The organism is Archangium lansingense (assembly GCF_026626635.1).
Classification (GTDB): domain Bacteria; phylum Myxococcota; class Myxococcia; order Myxococcales; family Myxococcaceae; genus Archangium; species Archangium lansingense.
Genome location: NZ_JAPNKA010000001.1, coordinates 12,790,012 through 12,811,565, shown reverse-complemented (window position 1 = coordinate 12,811,565; position 21,554 = coordinate 12,790,012). Strand labels below are relative to the sequence as shown.

Genomic DNA, 21,554 nt, shown 5'->3' with positions numbered 1-21,554 from the left:
ATGTTCGTATGGCTTTGCACGTGCGGGGAGCGTGGCGCCGCGCGTTGCAAGCAATTGATTGGAGCGGTGTTGCTAGAGCGCTGTCTCGGGCTCGGCCGGCGCTGCCTCGGGTTCAGCGGGAGCGTTGGCGGGGCGGCGGCGCGGGAAGAAGCGCCTCCAGGACAGGGCGAAGCCAGTCCACACGAGCACCACTCCGCCCAGCGAAGCGATGGCGGCGAGCAGCTGGCCCATCCACCCGAGAGCCTCGCCCGTGTGCAGGAAGCGCATCCACGTGCGGACCTTCCGGCCGAGGTTGTAGTCCGCGAAGGTCTCGGTGCGGAGCACGTTGCCAGTGAAGGGATCGAACGACACCTGCGCGGAGGCGAAGAGCGGCCAGCCGCCCTGCTCGCGGATGGCGAAGGTGAGGGCCTGCGGGCCGCCACCTCGCGGCTCGTTCGCGCCGGGGCCGTTGCCAGGCCGAGGCCCCTGCGGGCCCTGCGCCTGCGGACCTGGAGCCTGCGCCTGTGGGCCCTGCGCCTGCTGTCCCTGGGGTGCATTCGGGCGCGAGCCACCGCCCAGGCGCACGGTGATGGTTTCCCAGGCGGGCACCTGCTTGCGGGCCTCAGCGAAGAGCGGCTCGAGGCCAATAGGCTTCGCGCCTTCCGGCGGGGTGGGGACCTTGACCGGGGGAGCAGCAGCCGGGCCCTGGGCGGCGGGGGGCTGGTTGCCTGTGAGCTTGAAGACGAGGTCCGAGGCCCACTTGTAGGAGATGACCATGCCCGACGTCGTCAGGACGATGAGCACGGGCAGGGACCAGAAGCCGATGGTGTTGTGCCAGTTGAAGTCCCGCGCCTTGCCCTTCAGCCCGCGCCGGAACCAGAGGGTGGGCCGCATCGCCCGGAGCGTCCACTTGCGCGGCCACCACAGGTACAGGCCGGAGATGGCGAGGAACAGGAAGGCGGCGTTGGAGACCCCGGTGATGGCCTTGCCCACGGGGCGGTTGTCACCGTGCGCGCCGAGCCACCGGTGCCACTCCTCCATGACGTGGAAGAACGAGCGCCAGCCCTGAGCACCCTGCTCGCGCACCTCGCCCGTGTAGGGATTCACATAGACGCCCTCGGAGCGGCCAGTGAGCACCAGCACGACCGAGTCCGGCTCGGGGTACACCGTCACTCCCGAGGGCTGTGCCTTCGGCCGCTCGGCGCGCACGCGGGCCACCAGCTCGTCGACGGTGAGGCGCGGCGCATCCGGGGAGGGCACCTGCACCCGCCGGGCGTCGCTGTCGGCCCAGGCGAGAATCTGCGGCTCGAAGGCGATCGCCACCCCCGTGAGGGACATGATCCCGATGACGATTCCAGCGATGATTCCGGACACCAGATGGGGCCAGAAGATGATCTTGCGCAACGTGATGCTCATCGGGTGCCTCTAGGTGCGGAGCCCCTCTCCGCGCTTCACTTCAGGGAGAATTGGACAGGAATCTCGACGATGACGCGCACCGGCCGCCCCTGGCGTCCGAGTGCCGGCGAAAAGCGCCACTGACTGACGGCGGAGATGGCCGCGGCGTCGAGCTCGGGGACCGAGCGGATGATGCGCGCGCTCTCAGGCTCCACGCGCCCATCTGTACCGATGATGATGCGCACCAGGACGAGCCCCTCGATGCCATCGATCTTGGCCCGCCGGGGATAACGCGGCTTGAGCTGCTCGAGGACTTCCGGAGCGCGCGCCACCTGCTTCAGCTCGAGCGCCTCGCCGCCCGTGGCGCCCAGCAGCCCGCCCTCTCGACCGCCGAGCACGCCGCCCACGATTCCCGCGACGACTCCCCCCACTTCCGGGGGGCCCGCCACGTCGGAGGCCACCTCCTCGGGCGGCGGGGTGTCCTGCACCGTCTCGGGGTTGGCCGTCTCGACTGGCGTCTCCTGGGGCAGCTCGGGCGCCTTCGTCGGCAGCGGCATCTGGAGGGTGCGCGGGGGACGGGTCCTCGCCTGGCGCTTCACCTGCTCGGGCACTGCCGCACGGGGAGTCGTCGCACCGGAAGCGGCGGGGGGCGGAGGCGGGAAGGAGAAGAACACCACCTCCGGCTCCGAGGGGGGCGTGGCGGGCAGTGGGGTGCTCTGCGGCATCATCAGCCCCACGGTCAGCGCCCCGGCGTGGACGAGTGCGGCGATCAGCAGGGCCCAGCCCCACCGCTCCTTGTCGCCTCCACTTGAGGTGGCCTCGCCCATGCGGAAGAGGCCCACGGAGGGCCGTGCATCCTGCCGGGTTGCGGGGGTCACGTCTCGCAACCCGATGTAGAAATTGAGAATCATTCTCAGTTGCACCCTGGGCAGAGATATCCCACGTTGGTTGTAACGTCAATGTGAGGGGGGCTGAGAGTTTCCCAGGGCCTGGGAAAGTGGCCTGCGGTGAACGCGAGGCTCGTGATTTTCGAGAGTTAGGCGACGGGAGGGCGTGCTCTCAGGGCTCGGCCCATTGCCTGAGGAGGTTGTGGTAGACGCCCGTCAGCATGATGAGGGAGGGGCTCTTGGGCACCTCCTTGTTGAGCTGCATGATCGCCATGTCGAGGTCGAAGAGCAGCGAGCGCTGCGAGACGTCGCGGATCATGCTCTGCACCCAGAAGAAGGAAGCGAGCCGGACGCCGCGGGTGATCGGGGTGACGTGGTGGAGGCTGGAGGCCGGGTAGATGATGAGATCTCCGGCGGGCAGCTTCACCGAGTGGCTGCCATAGGTGTCCTCCACGACGAGCTCGCCGCCGTCATAGGAGTCCGGAGCAGAGAGGAAGAGGGTGGCGGAGACGTCGGTGCGCAGGCGCATCGGCGTGCCGGTGATGGGGCGGATGGCGTTGTCCACGTGCGAACCGAAGGTCATGCCCGCGTCGTAGCGGTTGAAGAGGGGCGGGAAGACGCGCTGGGGCAGCACGGCCGAGATGAAGAGCGGGCTGCCCTCGAGTCCCCGCAGGACCATGTCGCCGAGCTCGCGGGCCTGGGGGCTGTTCTCCGGGAGCTGGAGGTTCTTCTTGGCCTGGGCGGACTGGTGCCCGGCGGTGCTGCGGCCATCCTCCCAGGAGGCCTGGTCGAAGACCTCGCGGCAGCGGGCCACCTGCTCGGCGGTGAGGACGTTGGGAATGTGAAGCATCATGCTGGAAACCCTAACCAGAAGCTGGTGGCGTTCCCAGCGGGGCATACTCCTGTCCATGCTCGCGACCCTGCTCGTCCTCTCCGTCCTCCAGTTCTCCCCGGCGGATGCGCCCCGGCTCGATGCGGAGCCGCCTCGTGCGTTGAGTCTGCTCGCTCCGTCCCTCGCCGCGCCTCCCAGCTATGGGCTCCTCTCGCACGAGCACGAGCCCGGCAGGCCCGCGCGCTCCTCTCCTTTCTCCTTCCTGCGCGCCTTCGGTGAGCTCTTCACTGGCTTTGGCTCTCAACTCCTCGTCGGTTCCGGCATGTGGGCCGTGGAGGTGATCTCCCTCTTTGGCGCCACCGTCTTGACCTCCGCCTTCACCGGGGGCGAGGGCACCGGCTTCGTCCTGGACGCGGGCACCCACGCGATGATTCTCCTCAACGGCGCCGTTCTCCCGCTCCTCAGCACCCTTCCCGTCTGGCTCATCGCCAGCACCGACCTGGGCTACTCCCACAGCTTCATGTGGACGTGGTTCTCCGGGGTCGCCACCTACGCCGCCTACTGGGCCTTCCAGTACAGCCTGCCCTCGCGCTACGGCGGCCTCGAGCTCATCCTCTGGCCCACCCACGTGGGGAGCTGGTTGCTCGTGGCCCTGGTACAGACGGTCGTCGTCAACCTCACCAAGGAGCGCCACGGCTCCTATCGGGCCATGGCTCCCACGCCCGCGCTGCTCAACGTCGATGGCTCACGCGTCTCGGTGGGCGCTCCGCTTCCCGTGCTCACCCCGGATGTCTCGCGGCCCGGCCGCGTGGTGCCCGTGTTCTCGCTCGCGCAGGGCCGCTTCTGAGCCAGTTTGTCGCAGGCCGGAGAACACAGGGGCTTCGGGAGTTGCCGTTCTCCCCTGTTTTCTCATATGACGAGAGGTGGACACCGGAGGTGTACCGTGCCGCCCTCTGTCTCGCGTCGCTTCGTCCCCGGCCTCGTGCGGGGGTTTTCGATCGGGCTGGTGGCCCTGGTGCTCGGGTTGATGCCGGCGGCGGTGCGCGCGGAGGCGGATACCTTCGGTCTGGGCAATGGGCAGCATGGCAGCCTGCAGGTGAAGGACTCGGGGGTCATCATCAATGACTCCACGGCGCTCACCGCTGAAGTTCCGGAGGGGGCCACCGAGCTGCCCGTGGCGGACGCCTCGGCCTTCGCCGCGGGTGAGCTGGTGCTGGTGCTGCAGGTGGGGGACGAGCAGCCACTCGATGCGTTCCGCGCGGCGGTGGATGAGCTCGATGCGAGAGATTCAGGGGCAGGCCGGTGGGAGTTGGCGCGCCTGACGGAGGTGGTGCCTGGGGTGCTGAGCCTGAGTGCGCCGCTGGTGAATCGCTATGCCGCTGTCTCCCAGGTGGTGCGCGTGCCCGAGTACACGGACGTGCGCGTTTTGAGCTCGGGCTCGTTGCGGACCCGGCCCTGGGACGGGCGCAGCGGTGGCGTGCTGGCGTTCCTGGCCACTGGCACTGTCTTCAACCAAGGCACGATGGAGGTGGAGGGCGCGGGCTTCCGGGGCGGTGCGGCCGAGGTGGGCGAGGCCGCGGCGCTCTACGACTGCATGGCGCAGGATGGGTCGGCTTCAAATGGAGGAGGCGCGCGCAAGGGAGAGGGACTCGCCGGCCGGCGCGAGGGAATGCCTCGGCACGGGTATGGCCGGCTCTCCAATGGAGGAGGAGGGGGCAACTGCCACGACGCGGGCGGTGGGGGCGGCGGCCATGTCGGCCAGGGGGGGCAAGGCGCCCGGTCCTCGCAGGAGGTGATGGAGCGCGACGTGGGGGGCCGTGGCGGCTCGGCGCTGAGCTACGAGCGGACGCAGGAGCGGCTGTTGCTCGGTGGCGGTGGTGGCGCGGGCATCGAAGGCACGGATGGAGGCGCGGGCGGCGGCATCCTCTTCGTGCGCGCCCGTGAAATCCAGAGCCCCCGTCCCCGCGGCATCATCACCGCGAATGGCTTGGGCGCTGCCTCGGCCAGTTCCATTCACGGAGGAGGCGGCGGAGGAGGCGCGGGCGGCACGGTGCACGTGCGCGTCGCGGAGCAGTTCGGCTGCACGGTGCTCTCAGCCAACGGTGGGGTGGGCGCGGACAGTGATGTCTCTCCGGGTGGAGGCGGCGGAGGCGGGCTGCTGTTCATCCAGGCAGTGGGGGGCGTGCCCTCGGAGTGTACGGCCTCTGTGAGTGCGGGGCTCTCGGGTTACTCGTTCGCTGGTGCTCGGGGCGCCGAGCCGGTGGCGGCGGGAGCTCCTCTCTACGAGGGTCGATTGGACGTCCTCGCCCTGGCCTTCGCCGCGCCCACCGTGCCCACCTGGGTGTCTCCTGGCGCCGGGGAGGAGCACGTTGCTGCAATGCCTCGCATCGAGGGCAGGACGGCGCCCGGGGCCACCGTGCAGGTGTTTCTGGATGGCGAGCCGCTGGGGGAGCCCGTGGTGGCGGATGAGTCCGGTACCTTTGCGCTGGTGCCGCCTACAGCGCTCGGGGATGGGCCCCATGAGGCGTCCGCCTGGGCCGAGCAGTTTGGTTTGAGGAGCGCCTCATCGGAGCCACTTGGGTTCACGGTGGGCGGGGCCCTCGTGCTGCTGGTGGGGTGTGGTTGTGGCTCATCCCCAGGGAGCGGCGCGTGGGGGCTCGGGCTCGCCGTGCTCGCGCTGGTGCTGCGTGGTGCACGGAGGGGAACGGAGAGGGGCTGAGCGGGGCGATGCCCTTTGGACGACTACGCGTCGTCCCGATACCCGTCGGCCATGGATAGAGGGTAGAGGGCGCGGTGGTTGAATTTGGGATGGTACGCAGCCAGGTAGAGCTCGGAGCCAATCGTCACCCACGCATGTCTCGCGGGGTTGGGTTGTGCCCTCAGCCAGGCTTCCGCCTCCTCGTGAGTGGCGAAAGAGGCAGTGGCGACGGGGGGGCCTTCTTCCTCGAGGTCGACGAGGTAGCAGCTGATGCTGCTGTTTGCTTTTGGCAGCCGGCGAAAGTTCGTTTCGCGATCATACATCACGGCGTGATAGTCATTCCCGATCAGGATGCTGGCGAAACACGGTGGAGCGGGGTGCTGGTCGAGCCAGGATTGCGCCTCCTGCTTCGTGTTGAAGGCAGCCACGATATAGGGTGGTGCGCCAGCTTCGAGATGCTCCAGATACTGGCTGAAACCCTCGTACTGGCCGGTCGCTGAGATGAACCGGAGCGTATCGAGGATGACCTGGATCAATTCTTCCTCTCCAGCTGAGTCGGGTTCATCGAGGAGATTCGTGAAGAACTCCACCGTCTTGCCCAGACGCTCCGTGAGCGCCGGGAAGTCCTCTCGATATTTGACAGGGGGGGCGGGTTGAAGGCCCTTGCGGAAGTCCTCGAAGGGGTAGTGTTGGCCGGTGGCGAGAATGAAGCGGAGCGCGTCTCTCGCGAGGCCGAGAATCCGGGCCTGCTCGGGCGACTGATCTTCCCTCCATCGTTTCCCAATCACCTCTTGAGGGTGCTGGAGAATGGTTTGAACCTTCATGGTTGCGACACCGCGAACTGGGGAGTGGAGGGGACATCGCTTGACGCGAAGAGCAGGGCCGGTGCGAGGAGCAGCCCCCCGCTTCCCGTGACAACAACGACGAACGTCACCCCAGCGATGACGATGACAGTTCCCACCAGGAGCTTCTCACGATTTTGCTTCAACCAATCCACAGCCCCGTCAATCGCTGTGAACTCGGCGGCTTCGGCTGCGACCCGGTCACGAAGATCGCAGCAGTCCCGGTAGGCGGGATAGCACCTGGTGCGGCATATTTCGTCCTTTGAGTACTTGGTCGCGTGCTTCCAGTTGGTGCCCCTGAGTGAGCCCAAGCACATCTCCTGACACTGCTTGAACTCTTCGTCACAGTCGCGCGTCCAGGCGGCATGGACGACCTGCCCTCCGGTGATGTTGCTGCCTGGTTGGTAGGGATATTTCGACAAGTCGAAGCCGCTGCTGGGCTTCCACGAGTGCTTCACCTGTCCGTCTGGCGTCTCTTCGATGACGAGCACGTAGCGGGAGAGGTCCTCTGCTCCTGTGGGGCCGGTTGGTGCCGGGTAGCGGACCGCGCTACAGGAGACGAGCAGGAGTCCAAGGCTCGCGGCCATGAGCCGTTGTGGAGTTGAAGCCGGTTCCATTTGTGGCGTGGCGCCGTACCACGACCCCCGAGTGCGTTCTACCGCTCTGACGCAACGCTTCAAACCGTCCCCTGCTGCTGGTTGGATGCAGGATTTCTCGATTTCCAATTTTTTGTGGACATGCGGGAGATTCATTTCCTACCATCCCTTCTCCCTTCCCCTGCGCCAACTCGCGGAATCGAGACTGAGATGAAGAAGCTCTTCGTGGCTGCCATCACGATGGTGATGGCGATGGGCTGTTCGGACGGACCTACGCAACTGGCTGATGAGGCGGAGGGCTTCGCGCTGCTCAAACGCGACGCGACCACGCTCGAGGCCACCTATCGCTCGGGCGGTGCGTCTGTTCGCATGCTGGCGGTCGAGACCTCCGCCAACGTCGTCGAGGTCACCTACGACTTCGGGGACCCGGTCATCGGCTTCCACATCGACTACAACCAGGGCGTCGGTAAGTTCATGCCCGAGGGCAGCCCTCTCGATGCGGCGCAGGCCCAGCTCGTCACCCCCCTGCTCGAGGGCATCTCGAACGCCGTGGCGGAAGAGGGTCAGCGCACCCGCACCGAGGACGCCGCCATGCGCCAGACGAGCTTCATGCAGATCGTTCCGGTGGGCGAGCTCCTCTCTCCGTATCAGTACGTCTCGGCGCGCGGCTGGACGCACATCTCCTGCACCTGCGGCAGTCAGAACATCGGCGGCTACACCCGCCAGGCCGGTAGGGGTTGCGGCTGCACTGGCGGCTCGGGCCAGGGCTGCAAGGGCCGCTGCGGCCAGGGTTGCGGCATCACCAGCACCCCCGCCTGCGTGGGCACCACGGCGTACACCCAGGACTGCGCCAAGCACGACTACGGCCTCGGGAGCTTCTCGGCCGCTTCCGACGACTACACGTTCGCGAGCAACAACTGCAGCTGCAGCGGAGTCGGCACCTGCTACTAGCCTCCTCTCGTCAGCGCCTCGTCGCGCTGGCTGTCTCCGCGGGCCTGGCCCTCGGATGCAGCAAGGCCTCCGACCCCTGTCCCGAGGGTGCACGGCTGCATGGCCGTGCGCCCCCGGAGGGGACCCTGCAATGGTGCGCGAAGCCCGACGGCAAGAAGCACGGCCGCTGGGTGGAGTGGCACTCCAACGGGAAGATCAAGACCGAGGGGCCCTACGTCGACGGCAAGATGGAAGGCCGTTGGGTGAGCTACTTCGACACCGGCGTGAAGCAGCTCGAGGGCGAGTATCGCGGTGGCCTCAAGCAGGGCGTGTGGACCCTCTATTACGAAGAGGGGCAGAAGAACCGCGAGGAGCTCCACTCCGCCGGCTCGCAAGAGGTGAAGTGGACCGCGTGGCGCTCCGACGGGCAGAAGTGGGCCGAGGGGACGCTGGTCTCGCAACAGTCGCAGGGCCCCTACTCGGAATGGCACCCGAACGGAGCGCTGGCCGCGCAGGGTCACTACGCGAATGGTGAGAAGGCCGGGGAGTGGAAGTACTGGGACCTCGACGGCAAGTCGTCGGTCGAGGCGCAGGGTGACTTCTCGCGCGATTGAGTCCCAGAAGGTGTGGAGGCTCCAGCACCCGCTGGGGCCCGCCTTCGTGCTGCTCCTGGTGGTGACGGGGGCGTGTGGTGTGCCTCCCGCGCCCGCACGCTCACCCGCTGTGCAGCGGCAAGCAGTGACGGGTGGCGTGCTCGAGCCCGGTTACCCAGCCGTAGGTGCGATTGTTCCGGTGTCGCCCCTCTGCGGTGAGCCGGACGAGGCCTCTCCTGTCATGTGCACGGGCACGCTGGTTGCGCCCCGGGTCGTCCTGACCGCGGCGCATTGTGTGGAGAGCCCGGACGTCTCGCAGGTGCTCTCGGTGGTGTTTGCTCCCGAGGCGGCGCGAGCGCTCTCCTCCGAGCGCGTGCGTGTCGTCGAGGGTCGGTTGCACCCCGCCTTCAACGCCGTGGAGAACGACATCGGGGTGCTGATCCTCGCCGAGGATGCGCCCGTTGCGCCGGTGTCGCTGGCCGGGTGGGCACTGCCGGCGGACGTGGTGGGGCAGAGCACTCGAGTGGTGGGCTTCGGCCTCGATGACGAGGGCAGGAGCGGCAGCCGGCGCAGCGGCTCTGCTCGGGTGACAGCGGTCGAGGCGGGGACCTTCTCCATCGAGGCCTCGCCTGGGATGTCGTGCGGCGGTGACAGCGGCGGTCCGTTGTTTCTCGAGGTGAGTGGTGCTGAGCGCATCATCGGCGTCACCTCGTACGGAGATCCCTCCTGCACGCGAGGCACCAACACGCGCGTGGATGCGCATGCGGCCTTCGTTCAGGAGATTCTCGACGAGGTCGCGCGGACGCCGCCCTCGCGGCCACTGTTTGACTCAGCGGTGGATGCGTGCACGGCTCGGTGCGAGAGCCACGACGACTGCCCACTTGGGATGGCTTGTGTCACCCAGGGTGGAGGGGAGAAGAGCTGTGCGGTTGCGGGCCTCGAGGCCGGCCGCTTCGGCGCGGACTGCACCGGGCCCGAAGGAGACCGGCTGTGCGTGAAGGCGGGCATGGCGTGTCGGCTGTGGTTGCCTTGTGCCGAGCCCGCGCCTGAGCCCGAGGAGCGCGGGGGCGGCTGTGCGGCCTCGAGTAGCAGCGGTAGCGCGGGGGGCATCTCTGCTGCGCTGCTTGCGCTGGCGGCTTCTCTGCGCGGCCGTCGAGGCAGCTCACTCCGACGCCAGGCCTCCGGACTCGGGTCTTGTCCATGGGCTTACGGACAAGACGGGTGCTAGAGGGGCGGTCATGCGCTGGAAGTTTCCCGACCCGAAAGAAGCAGCGGCGCGCGAGCAGCTCCTTGCCCGCATCGACGCATGGTGGCAGGCGTTCGCTGCTCAGACGCCGCGCCTGAACGCTCTCTTCCTCAACCAAGAGCAGTGGGACCTGCCCGCCTGGATGCGCGAGCACCTGGAGTCCATCCACCCTGGGCTCATGTGGGAGTACGGGGCGGGGCTGAAGGGCGGGCACCGGCTTATCATCACTCCCGAGAGCTCGCATTACCTCTGTCCGCTCGTGGAGGTCATCCTTGCCCGCGCGCCCGTCCTGCCCGGCTGGGAGTTCTACCCCTGGCGGCTTCCCGAGGCCGCGTCCATGGCGCTGCAGGTGGTCCAGGCGCGCACGGGCGTGGACGTCTCCGGGTACCAGGCGCGGGCGGCCGCCAACGAGGATGGCACCGTCGATATCACCTACACCCCGCGCTCCCTTCTCTCGCGGCTCAACCCCTTCCGCCAGCGGGACGAGGCGCTGAACGGAGCCCTCATCGTCGCGACCGAGGCACTTCTCGGCGAGGAGTTGCTCAACACTCGCATTGGCGCCATCAGCGTGGAGTCGCGTGGCGATGGCGTACCGCTCGAGGCGCTCGCCTCGGAGGTGCGGGCGCGGATACTCGCGCTCGACGAGAAACTCCCCTCCAGCCCCTTTCACACCCAGCTCGACGAGGCCAGTTGGACGCTGTACGAGCTCAAACCCACCCAGCACGAGGACTACCCGGGCAGGCTCGACCTGTTCGTCGCCAACACCATGGCCCCAGCGCTTTGGGCCAGTGCGCACTCCGTGCGTCCCTTCTCCTCCCGCCGCTTCTCCCGTCATGGCGAGACGTTCTGCTATCTGAAGCTGGACGGCTCTGAAGGACTCGGAGAAGGCGGCTTCAAGGATCGCGCCGAGGTGGAGGACGCCTTGAACGAGGCGCTCGTCCCGGCGGGCCTCGGCTGCGTCATCGGTGGCGGGACGGGGGTTCGCTACTCGTATGTGGACCTTGCCTTGATGAACGTGGAGCGGGCCATGTCCGTCATGCGGGACGTGCTCCAGCGCGGCAAGGTGCCTCGGAGGACCTGGCTCCTCTTCTTCGACAGCGCGCTCGGTGCGGAGTGGTTGCCCATCTGGGAGGACGCTCCGCCTCCGTTTCTGCCGGCGGACGCTGACTGAAGACGCGAGCGCCAGGGGCGAGCCCGGCTCCCGCTCAGCGATACTCTTCGTGCACGGACGCGAGCTCGCGGCGGCCGAACTGCGCGAGGACGACCCGGCGGCGGCGGCCCGAGTCGTTGCACGAGCCGGCATGCCAGAGGTGGGAACTGAAGACGATGACGTCTCCCGCATGGGCCTCGAGCACGCGCTCCTCGGGGTGAACTCCCTGGGGTTGGGCGTAATGGCCGCGCGGGACTCGGGCCCACCGGTGACTGCCGGGCACGATGCGCGTGGCTCCATTGTCCCGCGTCAAGTCGTCGAGCACCCAGAACGCATTGGCGAGGATCTGTCGACCAGGAGGTGCCGGGCTGCTCCAGTCGACATGGAGTCCCTGGCGCCCGTGACCACGGGGAGGCGAGCGGCCGTGCAACCGGCGCACGTGGACGTCGTTGTCGAGCAGCACGCCCAGCGCGGCGAGGACGCTGGGATGGGTCCGGCAGACCGCGAAGGTGGGCTCCGTGTCGAGGTCGGGTCCCCAGTTGGTGCTCGCGCCCTCGTTCGGCAAGGCGGCGGCGAGTCGCTCCCAGGCCGCGTGCATCGTCGCGAGCTCCGCCGCCGAGAGCACGCCTGGAAGCACCAGCCAGCCCTGGAGCTCGAGCTGCTGCCGTTCCGTGGGGGAGAAGGAGTCCATGCCACGCAGGATGCACCCTCACGCCACGTGAGGGTCAAGCCCGGGAGCGGGCCGGCGGCGGTAGAGTAGCGCTCGTGGCGAATCTCTTTCGAGTCCAGGTGGCGGCCTCCAGCTCTTCAGGGGCTGCACTGGTCGTGGCGCGGGCGCTCCAGGTTTCCCTGGAGGCGGCTCGCCAGCTCCTGAGTGAGTCTCGCGTCCTGCCCAGGAACCTGGAGGAGTCCGAAGCACGGCGGCTGGTGGCTTCTCTCCAGCAGCACGGAGTGGTCTGCGAGCCGGTGGCGGTGGCCGGGCTCGGGGGCTCCCTATGCGCCGCCCATCCCAGCCTGGCCTCGGATTCGCCGTGCGAGGACTGCCGCGAGCTGGTGTGCGTGCTGTGCAAGGGCCCCGAGGGCCAGCCGCTCTGCACTCGGTGCGCCGCCCGGCGCTCCCGTCGCACCCGGGCGAAGTGGTTGCGCGTGTCCGTGCTGCTCACGGTTCTGGTGTTCATCGTGTACTGGGGCACTTCGCGTCAGAACATCCGCGAGAGACGTCTGACGTGGGAGCGGCCCTTGAATGTGGCGGTGGTGCTGCTCGCTCGTGGCGAGGTGAAGCCCGAGGTGCACGAGGCCTGGCGCGAGGGCGTGGGGCAGTTGGAGGAGTGGCTCGAGCGCGAGGCGGGCCGCTACCGCGCCGACCTGGGGCGCCCGGTGCGTTTTGTCCTGGCCGGTCCTCAGCCCGCGGCCGGGTTGGAGCTGTCACCTCTCGAGGACTCGCTGGTGGCGCGGGCCCGCCATGCGTGGTCGTTGTCTCGCGCCCTGTCCGTCGTGGATGAGGCCGCCGGGCTGTCCTCGCAGCGGATGGATGCCCGCATCTACGTGTTGTTGGAACCGGCGAGCGAGGGCGGCGGGCGCTTCGTGGAAGGTATGGCCGAGGCGGGTGGCTCGGTGGGCCTGGTGCGCGGGGTGCTGGAGGACACGGGGCTCGCCCTGGAGCTGACGGCGGTGGCGCACGAGCTCTTCCACTGTCTGGGGGCCGCGGATGCCTATGATGAGCAGGGCCATGCGCGCATGCCCGAGGGGCTGGTGGAGCCCGGCCGTCAGCCTCTCTATCCCCAGCCCGCCGCCGAGGTCATGGTGGGCGAGGTGCCACTGGGAGAAGCCCAGGGGCGTTTGCCCGCGTCGCTGGAGGAGGTCGGCGTCGGCCCCGCCACGGCGGCGGCCCTGCGCTGGGTCCTCTGAAAGAGCGGGTGGTCATGAACCGACGCGGGTGGAAGTGGGGCGCCGTGGTGGGGGTATTGGGCCTCGTGTTGTGGTTCGCCCTGCTGAGTGCACCGGAGGCGACCTCTCCTGATGGCCAGGGCTCCTTCCGGGATTCCCGCGTAGGTACGGGCCTGCATCTCCCGGCCTTGTCTCAGTCCGTGCCCACTGCCTCCGGGGACATGTCGCTGAGCATTCGCGGCCGCGTGACGGGCGCCCGAGGGCCGGTGGCGGGTGCTCGGGTCCTCGCCTCGGCGGTGGTGGCGGGAGAGTCCCTCTCGGAACTGCCCTGCGGACAGGACGTCGAAGAGTCCGTGCTCGAGTGTTCCCGAGCGGGCCGGTTGGCTGGGTTCGTGGCGCGGCGCGAGGGTGAGGCACCCGTACTCGCTCGGGCCACCTCCGAGGCGGATGGCTCCTTCTCTTTGGAGGGACTGAAGGCGGGCCGCTACGCGCTCTGGGCGGAGAGCTCCGAGGGCACGGGCATGCTGCACGACGTGTCGGCTGGAAGCGAAGGGGTGGAGCTGGTGCTCGGCGAGGGTGTGCGGGTGTCGGGTCTTGTCAACGATGAGGACCGCGCTCCCGTGGCAGGGGCGCTCATCACCGCCGTCTTCATCACCCATAGCCGCTACTTCGAGACGGTCACCGACGTCACGGGCCGCTTCCACCTGGGCCCTCTGCCTCGGGGAGAGTACGTGTTGCTCGCCTCCAAGGAGGGTCTGCTCTCCGCGCACCTGCGGTTCACGGGCTATGCCCGAGAGGTGGAGCGGAAGTTCCTTTTGTACCGCCCGCGCCGGGTGTCCGGGCAGGTGATGCTCGAGGGTGCTCCGGTGGCGGGGGCGAGCGTGAAGACCTGGTCCCATGAGGAGGGCTCCGAGCTCGAGGTCCTCACGGATGCGGCGGGACGTTTCTCTTTCGAGGGGCTGTCTCCCTTTGAGAGCTATGAGCTCATCGCCACGCGTGACGGGCTATGGGCCAACACCCGCGTGGACTTCGAAACACAGGGCGGCCCGCCCCGTTTCCTGGCGGATCGTACGGAGCTCACGTTGGAGCTGTTGCCCATGGTCGAGGTGACGGGGGTCGTGCGTGACGAGGCGGGGCGGCCCATCGAGAGGGCGGTTGTCGACTTGAGGGTGAAGGAGGGGGAGGACTTCCTCTCCGTGTCGGGAGGGTGGACGGACGCGGAGGGGCGGTATCTCCTGGGGCCGGTGCGGCCGGGAACGCTGCGGCTCGACGTCTCCCTCGGCGGGCTTGGTTCGTCCAAGTCCCACGAGGCGGTCTTTCCGGCGGGGACGAGCACCGTGGACTTCGTCCTTCAGCTCGAGGACTCCGAGATTGAGGAGGAAGCCGAGCCCGAGGACACGGGCGGACCCTTGCCCACCGTGGTGGGCGAGGTGGTGGATGAGCTGGGCGTGCCTGTCCCTGGTGCCACGGTGCTCCTCGGGAGAGAAAAATCTTACCGGTGGGGAGAGCCGTTCGACGCCGTGCTGACGGACACGAGCGGGCACTTCTCGCTCGAGGCTCCCACCGAGGGACGCTACCGGGTGATGGCTGCGCTCATTCAGGACGACGTGTCGCATACCGTCTCGCGGGTGGTGGAGCTGGGCTCGGAGGGGGCGCGCGTCCAGCTTCGCTTCGAGCAGGGGCAGGTGCTCTCCGGTGTCGTCGTGGATACGCGGGGCAAGCCCCTCGAGGGAGCCTGGGTCGAGGTTCATTCTGTCCTGGGCGGGGAACCTTCGCGTCGGCCGGCGGGAGTACAGACGGGGCTCGACGGTCGCTTCACCTTCCAGAGCGTCTCGGGTGGGCAGCTCGAGCTGGTGGTGACGAGGCCCGGGTACGGGCCCTCTTGTGCGGAGCGGGAAGCCGCACGCAGCACGCTTCTCGTGAAGCCTGGGGACCGGGAGCTGCGCGCCGTCCTCGTGCGCAAGGCTTTCGTGCGCGGGCGGCTCGTCCAGAAGGATGGTTCCCCCATTACTGCCTTCGCTCTGTCTGGTAGGGGGACGTACGACGAGGAGGGACGCTTCTCCGTACCTATCCGTTGTTCGGGCACGCTCGAGCTGGAGTGGCGCCTCCCGAAAGGCGTCAAAGTGCCCGGCTCCCGTCGCATGCAGCGCTCCGTGGCCGTCCAGGAGGAGGTGGACGTGGACCTGGGCGCGCTCGTCTTCGACGCGGAGTGAGGGAACGCTGTCCTCGCTCTCTACGCCCGGAGCACAGTCACCTTACGGTCGGAGGAGGTCTGGGCTTGCTCGAAGCCCGTGCGCGACCGGGCCGCCTCCGCCTTCTCTCGGCGGTCGAAGATCACAAGCACGCCTTCGTCCAAGCCCAGGCGTTCCAGATAGGCGTCGAGCTGGGTCAGGCCCTTGCTCAACGGGTCTGTTTCTCCCTCGCGCCACACCTTCAGCTCCAGGGCGTGGCGCTGCCAGTGCCGCTGGCCTCCCTCCTGGTAGGGCCAGCGCACCAGGAGATCAATCCTCCCACGGCCTACGCCGTACTCGCGCGCCACGAATCCCCCACCGTTGATGACGCGCTGGAGGAAGGCCATGAGCACCAGTTGTGGCGCTACCTCATGGTAGGAGACGCCCGCAGTCAGCACCTCGCCGTGCTCCTGCCAGAAGTCGGTGAACTCGCGCAGCAGCCGGTCAAAGTCGAGCCGTCCGTTGGGCAGCACAAAGCTCTTCGGCTCGGCCACGATCTGGGACTCTGGACCTCCGGCCAGGACCCGGGCGATCACCTCATGGTAGATGGGGTTGGCCACCCGCACCGGATTGTTCGGCGCGCACAGCCCCAGGTCCCGGGCGTACAGCAGATCATCCTGGTACGTGTCATCCGGAGTGCCGAGCGAGCCAGCGAGCAGGGGCTCGAGCACCCTGCGGATGCGTGGCTCGTGGAGCTTGGATACCAGCGAGTCCAGATGCGTGGCCCGGGCGAGGATCAGCCGCTCCTTCGCCGTCTCCACGTGCTCGGCCGTAATGGGCTCGCTCATGGGCACGGCCATCTTCTCGATGATCTCCCGGGCCAGGGCATTGACGAGCCAGGGCTGGCCCTGGGTCAGCTCGAAGGCGCGGGCAAGGGCTTCCTCAGTGAAGGGCTGGCCGGTCTCCGCGGTGTGCTGGAGGTACAGCTCGCGGAGCTCGTCCTGGTCGAAGTCGCCCAACCGGAGCGACTCCAGCTTGACGTTGAAGGGGCTGGCGGTGCCAAGGCGTTGGGTGTCGCCACCGCTGGCGGCCTTGTAATCCCGCACGTCGCGCAGGCCGCACAGGACGACGGAGGCGGGAAAGAAGTCGGGCCGGTTGGGGAAACCAGAGCGGAGCTGACGCAGCACGCTGATGAGACTCTGTCCGCGCAGGGCGTCGATCTCATCGAAGAAGAGCACCAGGGGTCGGGGGCAGGCGCGGGCCCAGGCGGTCAGGGCAGTGCCCAGGAGCGTGCTGTCGGGAGCATCGGGGAAGGGGGGCGGGCGAAGCTCGGCGGGCAGGAAGAACTCGGAGTTCTGGCGGAGCTGCGAGAGGATGGCCCGTTGCGCCTCACCGAAGTCGTCGCCAGCGGCCTCGCCGGTCTCGCAGGAGACATGGAGCGCGGCGAAGTGGCCTGAAGCAGTGAGCCGCTCGGCAAGGGCTCGCAGTGCCGTCGTCTTGCCTGTCTGGCGCGGGGCGTGGACGACGAAGTAACCCATCTGGTTGACCAGGCTAGGGGCCTCGGGGAGCCGGCGCTCAGCCGGAATCATGTAGTGCCAGTCAGGCCGGCAGGGCCCGGCGGTATTGAAGCGGCGCGGCATGAGACAACCTGTACCCACTGGTGGACCTGGGGCAAGAGCATTTCGGAGGGCCTACTTCCCGTGACGCGAAACCTGTAAGCTTGGCGAGCCCTGTGCTGGCCGGTCTTGCCGGGGGGGGATGAAACCGGAGGCGTACGCAATGGATGCCAATCAGCTTCTCGAGCTGGTCAAGCGGTATCAGGAGAATCGAGAGTTCATCACCAACGAGGAGACCGCCAAGATGGCGCTGGTGGTGCCGTTCATCCGGCTCCTCGGCTACGACCCCAATATCCCGCGAGAGGTGCGTCTGGAGTACGCGGCGGAGTTCACTCAGGGGGACGGCAAGCGGCTGCCGGATCGGATGGACTTCGCCATCTTCGATCAGACAGGTACCAAGCCCTTGATGGTCATCGAGACCAAGCCACTCGGCACGGACCTCCAGGCCAAGGCCCAGCAGTTGGCTCGCTACATCGCCCAGATGGCGGAACTCCACTTCGGCATCATCACCGATGGCTGCCACTACCTGTTCTTCGGAGATCTGGAGAACCCGAACCAGATGGATCGCGAGCCGTTCTTCAGCTTCTCGCTAGAGGACACGAAGACCGACTGGACCAAGGTCGCCAAGTTCCTCACCAAGTTCAGTCGGGAGGCCTTCAACGCGGATACTCTCATCACCGATGCCGAGAACAGTCGCTATCGGCAATCGATGATCAACCGGCTCGCGACCGCCTTGAAGTCCCCCGCCGAGGACGAGGGGTTCATGCGGTGGCTCACGGAAGAGGTCTACAAGGGGAAACGGACTGTTGCGGTGATGAACCGTTTGGGCGAGGTGGCCAGGGAAGCCATCGAGCCGGCTCTACTTCGGGTGATGGGAGATGACTTCCTCGACAAGCTCAAGGCGCGCATCCATCGCCTCCGCGAGGCTGGTGATGAGCCTGTCGAGGGCACGCAGAATGTCATCAAAACGGACGCGGCTAAGCCGCCCGAGGAGAAGAAAGAGCCCCAGTCCGAAGAGAAGCCGCGAGCCGCCATCGAGACGACTCAAGAGGAACTGGACCTCTACGGCCTCGTTCGGGACATCTGCGGCAAGAATGGCATCAACCCGGAGGAAATCCTCCACCGGGACACGGCGAACTACTTCAATATCTCTTACCGGAAGCCCACCAAGTGGTTCCTGCGGCTGTTCTCCAGCGGGAAGCGCAAGAGCGTGGTGACCTGGGTGCCTGCGGAGGATGCGAAGCGGCTCGTGTCTGGTTTCGTGGTCGAGGAGGCCCCGGCCGCCTTTGGCGCTTCCCGTGTCTACATCGACAACGTGGCGCAGATGTGGGCGCTGACCTCCCTCATTCTGCGAAGCCTCGAACTGTCGAAGACGAGCAAGGACGAGCCGACGGCGCCCGAGACCGCGGCACCCAATGCGGAGCCGCCCCCCGCCGCTACAGTCTCCTGACGGTTGGGATAGGTCCCAGCAGCAAAATCTCTGGAGAGGATGTTGGCAACCCAGGCCCTCACTCCGTTCCTTTCCCAGAGGGTGAGGAGAGGGCGGCCGGGAGGATGACCGTCAGCGTCGTTCCCACGCCCTCACGGCTCTCCGCGCGCAGTGTGCCTCCCAGGCTCGTCACGATGGCGTGGCTCACCGACAGCCCCAGGCCCGTGCTCGCTGGCTTCGTGGAGAAGAAGGGCTCGAAGAGCCGCGCCAACACCTCCGGCGGCATCCCCATGCCCGTGTCCTGCACCTCCACCACCACCTCCCCCGCCGGCCCCGTGTACGTCGCCACCCGCAGCACGTTGCGCGGCGCGTCCAGCTCGCTCATCGCCTGCACCGCGTTGCGCAGCAGCTTCACGAACACCTGTCCCACCCGCGCATCATCTCCCGCCACCGGTGGCACCGGCCGGAAGTCCTTCTCCAGCCTCGCCCGGTGGCGCAGCTCGCCCTGCACCAGGCTCAGCGCGTGCTCCAGCAGCGGCACCACCTCCACCGTCTCGTGGTGCTCCAGCGGCGCGCGCGACAGCATCCTCAGGTCCTGGACGATTCCCTTGAGTCGGTCCGCTCCTTCGAGTGACTCGGACAGCGCCTCCTCCACGTCGTCCACATCCCCGGCCAGCGCATGCCCCTCCTTCCGCAGCGCCGCCTTCAGCCGCGCCAGCTCCTCGCGCGCGAAGCCGAGATTGGCCAGCATGTACGCCAGCGGGTTGTTCATCTCGTGGCCCACCGCCGCCGCCAGCGAGCCCAGCGCCGCCGTTCGGTCCGCCTTGAAGAGCTGCGCCTCCACCTGCTTGCGCGCCGTCACGTTCTTGGCGAAGACACGCAGGCCCTCCGGCTCCACCAGGGGCGACACCGACAGCTCCCAGTGCCGGCCTCCCAGTTGCACCATGGGAGGCGACTCGCCCACCGCCGCCCCGCGCCGCGCCCACGCCTGTGCTGCCTCCACCAGTGGGTGCCTCGCCCCGCGCACCAGTAAGTCCGGAAACGCCAGGTGCGCCGCCGGGTTGGCGTAGTGCAGCCCGCCGCCCGGGCCTACCTCGATGAGCGGCTCCGGATGCAGCAGCGGAAAGGAGGCCAGCCGGTACAACTCCTCCTCCAGCACGCGCAGCTCGGTGACGTCTCTCACCAGCAGCGCCGTGGTGGGGCTCCCTGTTTCCGTGGTCGGCGCGCGCACGGTCGCCTCCGCCGCGTACCAGCGCGTCTCGTCCTCCACCTCCAGGCGGTACTCCACCCGCCCTCCCACTCCGCTGTGCCGCGCCGCGCGCGCGAGCGCCACCAGCGCATCCCCCGCCTCCGGCCCCAACACCTCCTCCAGCGGCCTCCCCTCTGCCTGGCGCAGGTCCCGCCCGAAGGCCGTTCCCGTGGGCGTCCATAGCCGCATGCACCGCTCCCGCGCGTCCAGGTCCGCCGCCAGGTACTCCACCCGCCGGGCCGTCCGGGGCGGCGGTCGCGGCTTGGACGAGAGGACAAAGCCCTCGCTGTCGAAGAGGCCCAGCAGCGGCTCCAGCCCCGCCCCGTTGCCCGCCAGCGTGGTGAGCACGGACACCAGCGCGGCCACCTCTGCCTCCGCCATGCGCATGGTGAAGATGAGCCCGTCGGCGGGCGTGGGCTCGGTGAAATCGAAGGGGATGAGCTTGCGCTCTTCGGCGCCCACGTGCTCGGCCAGGTAGGCGCGTACGGTGTTCTCCTCCGGGTGGCTCGAGTAGATGGAGGCCACGTCCGCCTTCCCCTCGAGCACCGCCAACAGGGCCTTGCGGTAGGTGCCGTGGAAGCGCTGCTCGGAGAAGGTGTCCGCCGGGGGCAGCCCCCGGGCCATCAGGTGGCGCGCGGGCAGCAGGTGGCCGCCGGTGGAGCGCGGGGCCACCCATGCGGCGCGCGTGCCCTTCAACGTCTGCAGCGTGAGCGGTGCATCCGCCCGGCACACCAGGGCCGCGTGGTAGTACCAGAGCCCGGAGCGTACGGCGCGCAGCACCGCGCGGGCTTGCGGCTCGAAGGCCGTGCACTGCTCGGCCGTGGCCCACGCCAGGTCTACCCGGCCCTCCACCAGCTCGCGCTCCAGGGCCTCGAACGAGGGGGCAAGCTCCACCACCACCGGGCGGCCTAGCTTCTGGGTGAGTGCCCGGCTGAAGAGCTCGGCACGCACGTGCTCCTTCACCTCTCCGAGCGGCGGGGTGAGCAGGAAGCGAATGGGGGCGGCCGGTGTCGTCACGTGCGTGTCTCCGCGGGTCTCTGGGGTTCCCGGCACGCCTTCCAGCATGCCGGACGTCCCGGACGTGCGCACGTTTCACGCGAGGCGGGTGGACCGCCTCGTCCATTCCATGGGGCTCGTGTTTTCTCGCCTCATGGGAGCGGTTCCCGGCCCAGAGGATTCAGCGCCCGGGCCAGAGCGGGCTCAGGCGTAGATCTGTTCGCTCTCGACGGACGAGCCCAGCCGGTGGGTGAGCTGCTCGAGTTGGCTGTAGCGGGCTTGCAGCATCTCGCGGTAGGCGCGGTGGTCGGCGTGGGCAATCTCGTCGAGCAGCTTGCGCAGGGTCGAGTCGAGGACTTCCTTGAGCTCGCGGGCCTCGACGGCAGTCAGTTCCAGGAGCATGGCGGCCTCCTCCTCTCTCTCGGGGGAACGTTAGGCACCGTGCGCGGCGGGAGCCCCACGGGCCTGACCTTCGCACGTGCGCCGGGGAGAGGAGCCAGCCCCTGGCCCCAGGGCCGCCCCACCTGCGAGCCGCCAGCGGTTGCCGTTGCGCCGGGTGTTCCCCACACAGAAGGGATGCGCTCCGGGGCGGGAGGGCCCGGGTGCTCACCAAGGAGGACGCCATGGTGGTGCAGGACGACGTACGCGAGGGCATGGTGGTGCGCGACATGGACGGGCGGAAGGTGGGCCGCGTGGGCGCGGTGGGGGAGACACACTTCGAGCTGGAGCCGCGCCGGCTGTCGCGCGACGAGTTCCTCGTCGAGTTCTCGGATGTGCGCTACGCGCGCGATGGCGAGCTGTACCTGGAGCGCACCCCGCACCTGTTGAAGCTGGAGGACGATGAAGGTGGGGCGCTGCCGCCGCGGCACCACGAGGGCATGGACGCGGAGCCGGTGAACCTCGTGGAGGTGGAGGCGGAGGCCTCCCACGCCGGCTCATGACGCGGCCATGACAGGCCCATGACGTGGTGCGGCACGCGCCGCGCACCACCTGACGGGTCTGTCATACAGCGGACGATAACCCCTGGGAATCATGGAGGAATCCGGCGCCGGGGATGT

Annotated in this window: 19 protein-coding genes; 10 read left to right on the top strand and 9 right to left on the bottom strand. The window is 68.3% G+C overall.

Annotated elements, in window-relative coordinates; all coding sequences use genetic code 11:
* Positions 1-72 precede the first annotated feature (72 nt).
* The 3 genes from OV287_RS51540 to OV287_RS51530 all read right to left on the bottom strand — a co-directional run bounded on the left by OV287_RS51540 (position 73) and on the right by OV287_RS51530 (position 3,114).
* A complete protein-coding gene (locus tag OV287_RS51540; protein WP_267541468.1) occupies positions 73-1,395 on the bottom strand; it encodes a PepSY-associated TM helix domain-containing protein in 1,323 nt (440 codons plus the stop codon).
* A gap of 35 nt (positions 1,396-1,430) precedes the next feature.
* Positions 1,431-2,285 (bottom strand): energy transducer TonB, encoded by an 855-nt coding sequence (locus OV287_RS51535; RefSeq protein ID WP_267541467.1) that lies wholly within the window; start codon positions 2,283-2,285, stop codon positions 1,431-1,433.
* 148 nt (positions 2,286-2,433) lie between these two features.
* The gene (locus OV287_RS51530) at positions 2,434-3,114 is read right to left on the bottom strand and encodes a Fe2+-dependent dioxygenase (protein ID WP_267541466.1); all 681 of its coding nucleotides are present in this window, start codon (positions 3,112-3,114) and stop codon (positions 2,434-2,436) included.
* A gap of 55 nt (positions 3,115-3,169) precedes the next feature.
* Here OV287_RS51530 and OV287_RS51525 point away from each other — a divergent pair, with 55 nt between their 5' ends.
* Together OV287_RS51525 and agmC are read left to right on the top strand one after the other, a co-directional pair.
* On the top strand, positions 3,170-3,940 hold the full coding sequence (locus OV287_RS51525) for a hypothetical protein (RefSeq protein ID WP_267541465.1): 771 nt from the start codon (positions 3,170-3,172) through the stop codon (positions 3,938-3,940).
* A 96-nt stretch (positions 3,941-4,036) separates the two neighbouring features.
* Positions 4,037-5,812, top strand: coding sequence for an adventurous gliding motility protein AgmC (gene agmC / locus OV287_RS51520; RefSeq protein WP_267541464.1), 1,776 nt, complete (start codon positions 4,037-4,039; stop codon positions 5,810-5,812).
* A gap of 23 nt (positions 5,813-5,835) precedes the next feature.
* Here agmC and OV287_RS51515 read toward each other — a convergent pair whose 3' ends face one another.
* The gene (locus tag OV287_RS51515; protein WP_267541463.1) at positions 5,836-6,615 is read right to left on the bottom strand and encodes a hypothetical protein; all 780 of its coding nucleotides are present in this window, start codon (positions 6,613-6,615) and stop codon (positions 5,836-5,838) included.
* Positions 6,612-7,220, bottom strand: a complete 609-nt coding sequence (locus tag OV287_RS51510; RefSeq protein ID WP_267541462.1) for a hypothetical protein — start codon at positions 7,218-7,220, stop codon at positions 6,612-6,614. Before OV287_RS51510 ends, OV287_RS51515 begins: the two co-directional genes overlap by 4 nt.
* Before the next feature lie 219 nt (positions 7,221-7,439).
* Between OV287_RS51510 and OV287_RS51505 the strand changes: the two genes are divergently transcribed.
* Genes OV287_RS51505 through OV287_RS51490 form a run of 4 tightly spaced genes read left to right on the top strand, consistent with a single transcriptional unit; the run spans position 7,440 to position 11,169 of the window.
* Positions 7,440-8,180, top strand: coding sequence for a hypothetical protein (locus OV287_RS51505; protein ID WP_267541461.1), 741 nt, complete (start codon positions 7,440-7,442; stop codon positions 8,178-8,180).
* Positions 8,075-8,773 (top strand): toxin-antitoxin system YwqK family antitoxin, encoded by a 699-nt coding sequence (locus tag OV287_RS51500; RefSeq protein ID WP_267542584.1) that lies wholly within the window; start codon positions 8,075-8,077, stop codon positions 8,771-8,773. The genes OV287_RS51505 and OV287_RS51500 overlap by 106 nt, the downstream gene beginning before the upstream one ends.
* Positions 8,754-9,980, top strand: coding sequence for a S1 family peptidase (locus tag OV287_RS51495; protein ID WP_267541460.1), 1,227 nt, complete (start codon positions 8,754-8,756; stop codon positions 9,978-9,980). The genes OV287_RS51500 and OV287_RS51495 overlap by 20 nt, the downstream gene beginning before the upstream one ends.
* Positions 9,981-9,990: 10 nt before the next feature.
* Positions 9,991-11,169: a hypothetical protein gene (locus tag OV287_RS51490; RefSeq protein ID WP_267541459.1), complete on the top strand. Its 1,179-nt coding sequence runs from the start codon at positions 9,991-9,993 to the stop codon at positions 11,167-11,169.
* Positions 11,170-11,203: 34 nt separating this feature from the next.
* On the opposite strand, the gene OV287_RS51485 is transcribed toward OV287_RS51490, so the two are convergent.
* Entirely contained in the window at positions 11,204-11,839 is a 636-nt protein-coding gene (locus OV287_RS51485) for a phytanoyl-CoA dioxygenase family protein (protein WP_267541458.1), read from the bottom strand.
* A gap of 74 nt (positions 11,840-11,913) precedes the next feature.
* On the opposite strand from OV287_RS51485, the gene OV287_RS51480 reads away from it, so the two are divergent.
* Positions 11,914-13,056, top strand: coding sequence for a hypothetical protein (locus tag OV287_RS51480; RefSeq protein WP_267541457.1), 1,143 nt, complete (start codon positions 11,914-11,916; stop codon positions 13,054-13,056).
* 14 nt (positions 13,057-13,070) lie between these two features.
* Positions 13,071-15,248, top strand: coding sequence for a carboxypeptidase-like regulatory domain-containing protein (locus OV287_RS51475; RefSeq protein ID WP_267541456.1), 2,178 nt, complete (start codon positions 13,071-13,073; stop codon positions 15,246-15,248).
* A 20-nt stretch (positions 15,249-15,268) separates the two neighbouring features.
* Here the strand turns inward: OV287_RS51475 and OV287_RS51470 are convergent, their stop codons facing one another.
* Positions 15,269-16,846 carry an ATP-binding protein gene (locus OV287_RS51470; RefSeq protein ID WP_267541455.1) on the bottom strand — a complete coding sequence of 526 codons (1,578 nt, stop codon included), beginning with the start codon at positions 16,844-16,846 and terminating at the stop codon, positions 15,269-15,271.
* Positions 16,847-16,985: 139 nt separating this feature from the next.
* On the opposite strand from OV287_RS51470, the gene OV287_RS51465 reads away from it, so the two are divergent.
* Positions 16,986-18,272, top strand: a complete 1,287-nt coding sequence (locus OV287_RS51465; RefSeq protein WP_267541454.1) for a type I restriction enzyme HsdR N-terminal domain-containing protein — start codon at positions 16,986-16,988, stop codon at positions 18,270-18,272.
* Positions 18,273-18,330: 58 nt separating this feature from the next.
* Here the strand turns inward: OV287_RS51465 and OV287_RS51460 are convergent, their stop codons facing one another.
* Together OV287_RS51460 and OV287_RS51455 are read right to left on the bottom strand one after the other, a co-directional pair.
* Positions 18,331-20,517, bottom strand: a complete 2,187-nt coding sequence (locus tag OV287_RS51460) for a sensor histidine kinase (protein WP_267541453.1) — start codon at positions 20,515-20,517, stop codon at positions 18,331-18,333.
* A gap of 183 nt (positions 20,518-20,700) precedes the next feature.
* Positions 20,701-20,898: a hypothetical protein gene (locus OV287_RS51455; protein ID WP_267541452.1), complete on the bottom strand. Its 198-nt coding sequence runs from the start codon at positions 20,896-20,898 to the stop codon at positions 20,701-20,703.
* 200 nt (positions 20,899-21,098) lie between these two features.
* On the opposite strand from OV287_RS51455, the gene OV287_RS51450 reads away from it, so the two are divergent.
* Positions 21,099-21,437, top strand: coding sequence for a DUF2171 domain-containing protein (locus OV287_RS51450; protein WP_267541451.1), 339 nt, complete (start codon positions 21,099-21,101; stop codon positions 21,435-21,437).
* Positions 21,438-21,554 lie beyond the last annotated feature (117 nt).

Excerpts from the sequence above, each read along its gene's own strand:
- OV287_RS51540 (WP_267541468.1), bottom strand. The coding sequence starts at position 1,395 with ATGAGCATCACGTTGCGCAAGATCATCTTCTGGCCCCATCTGGTGTCC.
- OV287_RS51535 (WP_267541467.1), bottom strand. The coding sequence starts at position 2,285 with ATGATTCTCAATTTCTACATCGGGTTGCGAGACGTGACCCCCGCAACC.
- OV287_RS51530 (WP_267541466.1), bottom strand. The coding sequence starts at position 3,114 with ATGATGCTTCACATTCCCAACGTCCTCACCGCCGAGCAGGTGGCCCGC.
- OV287_RS51525 (WP_267541465.1), top strand. The coding sequence starts at position 3,170 with ATGCTCGCGACCCTGCTCGTCCTCTCCGTCCTCCAGTTCTCCCCGGCG.
- OV287_RS51515 (WP_267541463.1), bottom strand. The coding sequence starts at position 6,615 with ATGAAGGTTCAAACCATTCTCCAGCACCCTCAAGAGGTGATTGGGAAA.
- OV287_RS51510 (WP_267541462.1), bottom strand. The coding sequence starts at position 7,220 with ATGGCCGCGAGCCTTGGACTCCTGCTCGTCTCCTGTAGCGCGGTCCGC.
- OV287_RS51505 (WP_267541461.1), top strand. The coding sequence starts at position 7,440 with ATGAAGAAGCTCTTCGTGGCTGCCATCACGATGGTGATGGCGATGGGC.
- OV287_RS51490 (WP_267541459.1), top strand. The coding sequence starts at position 9,991 with ATGCGCTGGAAGTTTCCCGACCCGAAAGAAGCAGCGGCGCGCGAGCAG.
- OV287_RS51485 (WP_267541458.1), bottom strand. The coding sequence starts at position 11,839 with ATGGACTCCTTCTCCCCCACGGAACGGCAGCAGCTCGAGCTCCAGGGC.
- OV287_RS51475 (WP_267541456.1), top strand. The coding sequence starts at position 13,071 with ATGAACCGACGCGGGTGGAAGTGGGGCGCCGTGGTGGGGGTATTGGGC.
- OV287_RS51470 (WP_267541455.1), bottom strand. The coding sequence starts at position 16,846 with ATGCCGCGCCGCTTCAATACCGCCGGGCCCTGCCGGCCTGACTGGCAC.
- OV287_RS51465 (WP_267541454.1), top strand. The coding sequence starts at position 16,986 with ATGGATGCCAATCAGCTTCTCGAGCTGGTCAAGCGGTATCAGGAGAAT.
- OV287_RS51455 (WP_267541452.1), bottom strand. The coding sequence starts at position 20,898 with ATGCTCCTGGAACTGACTGCCGTCGAGGCCCGCGAGCTCAAGGAAGTC.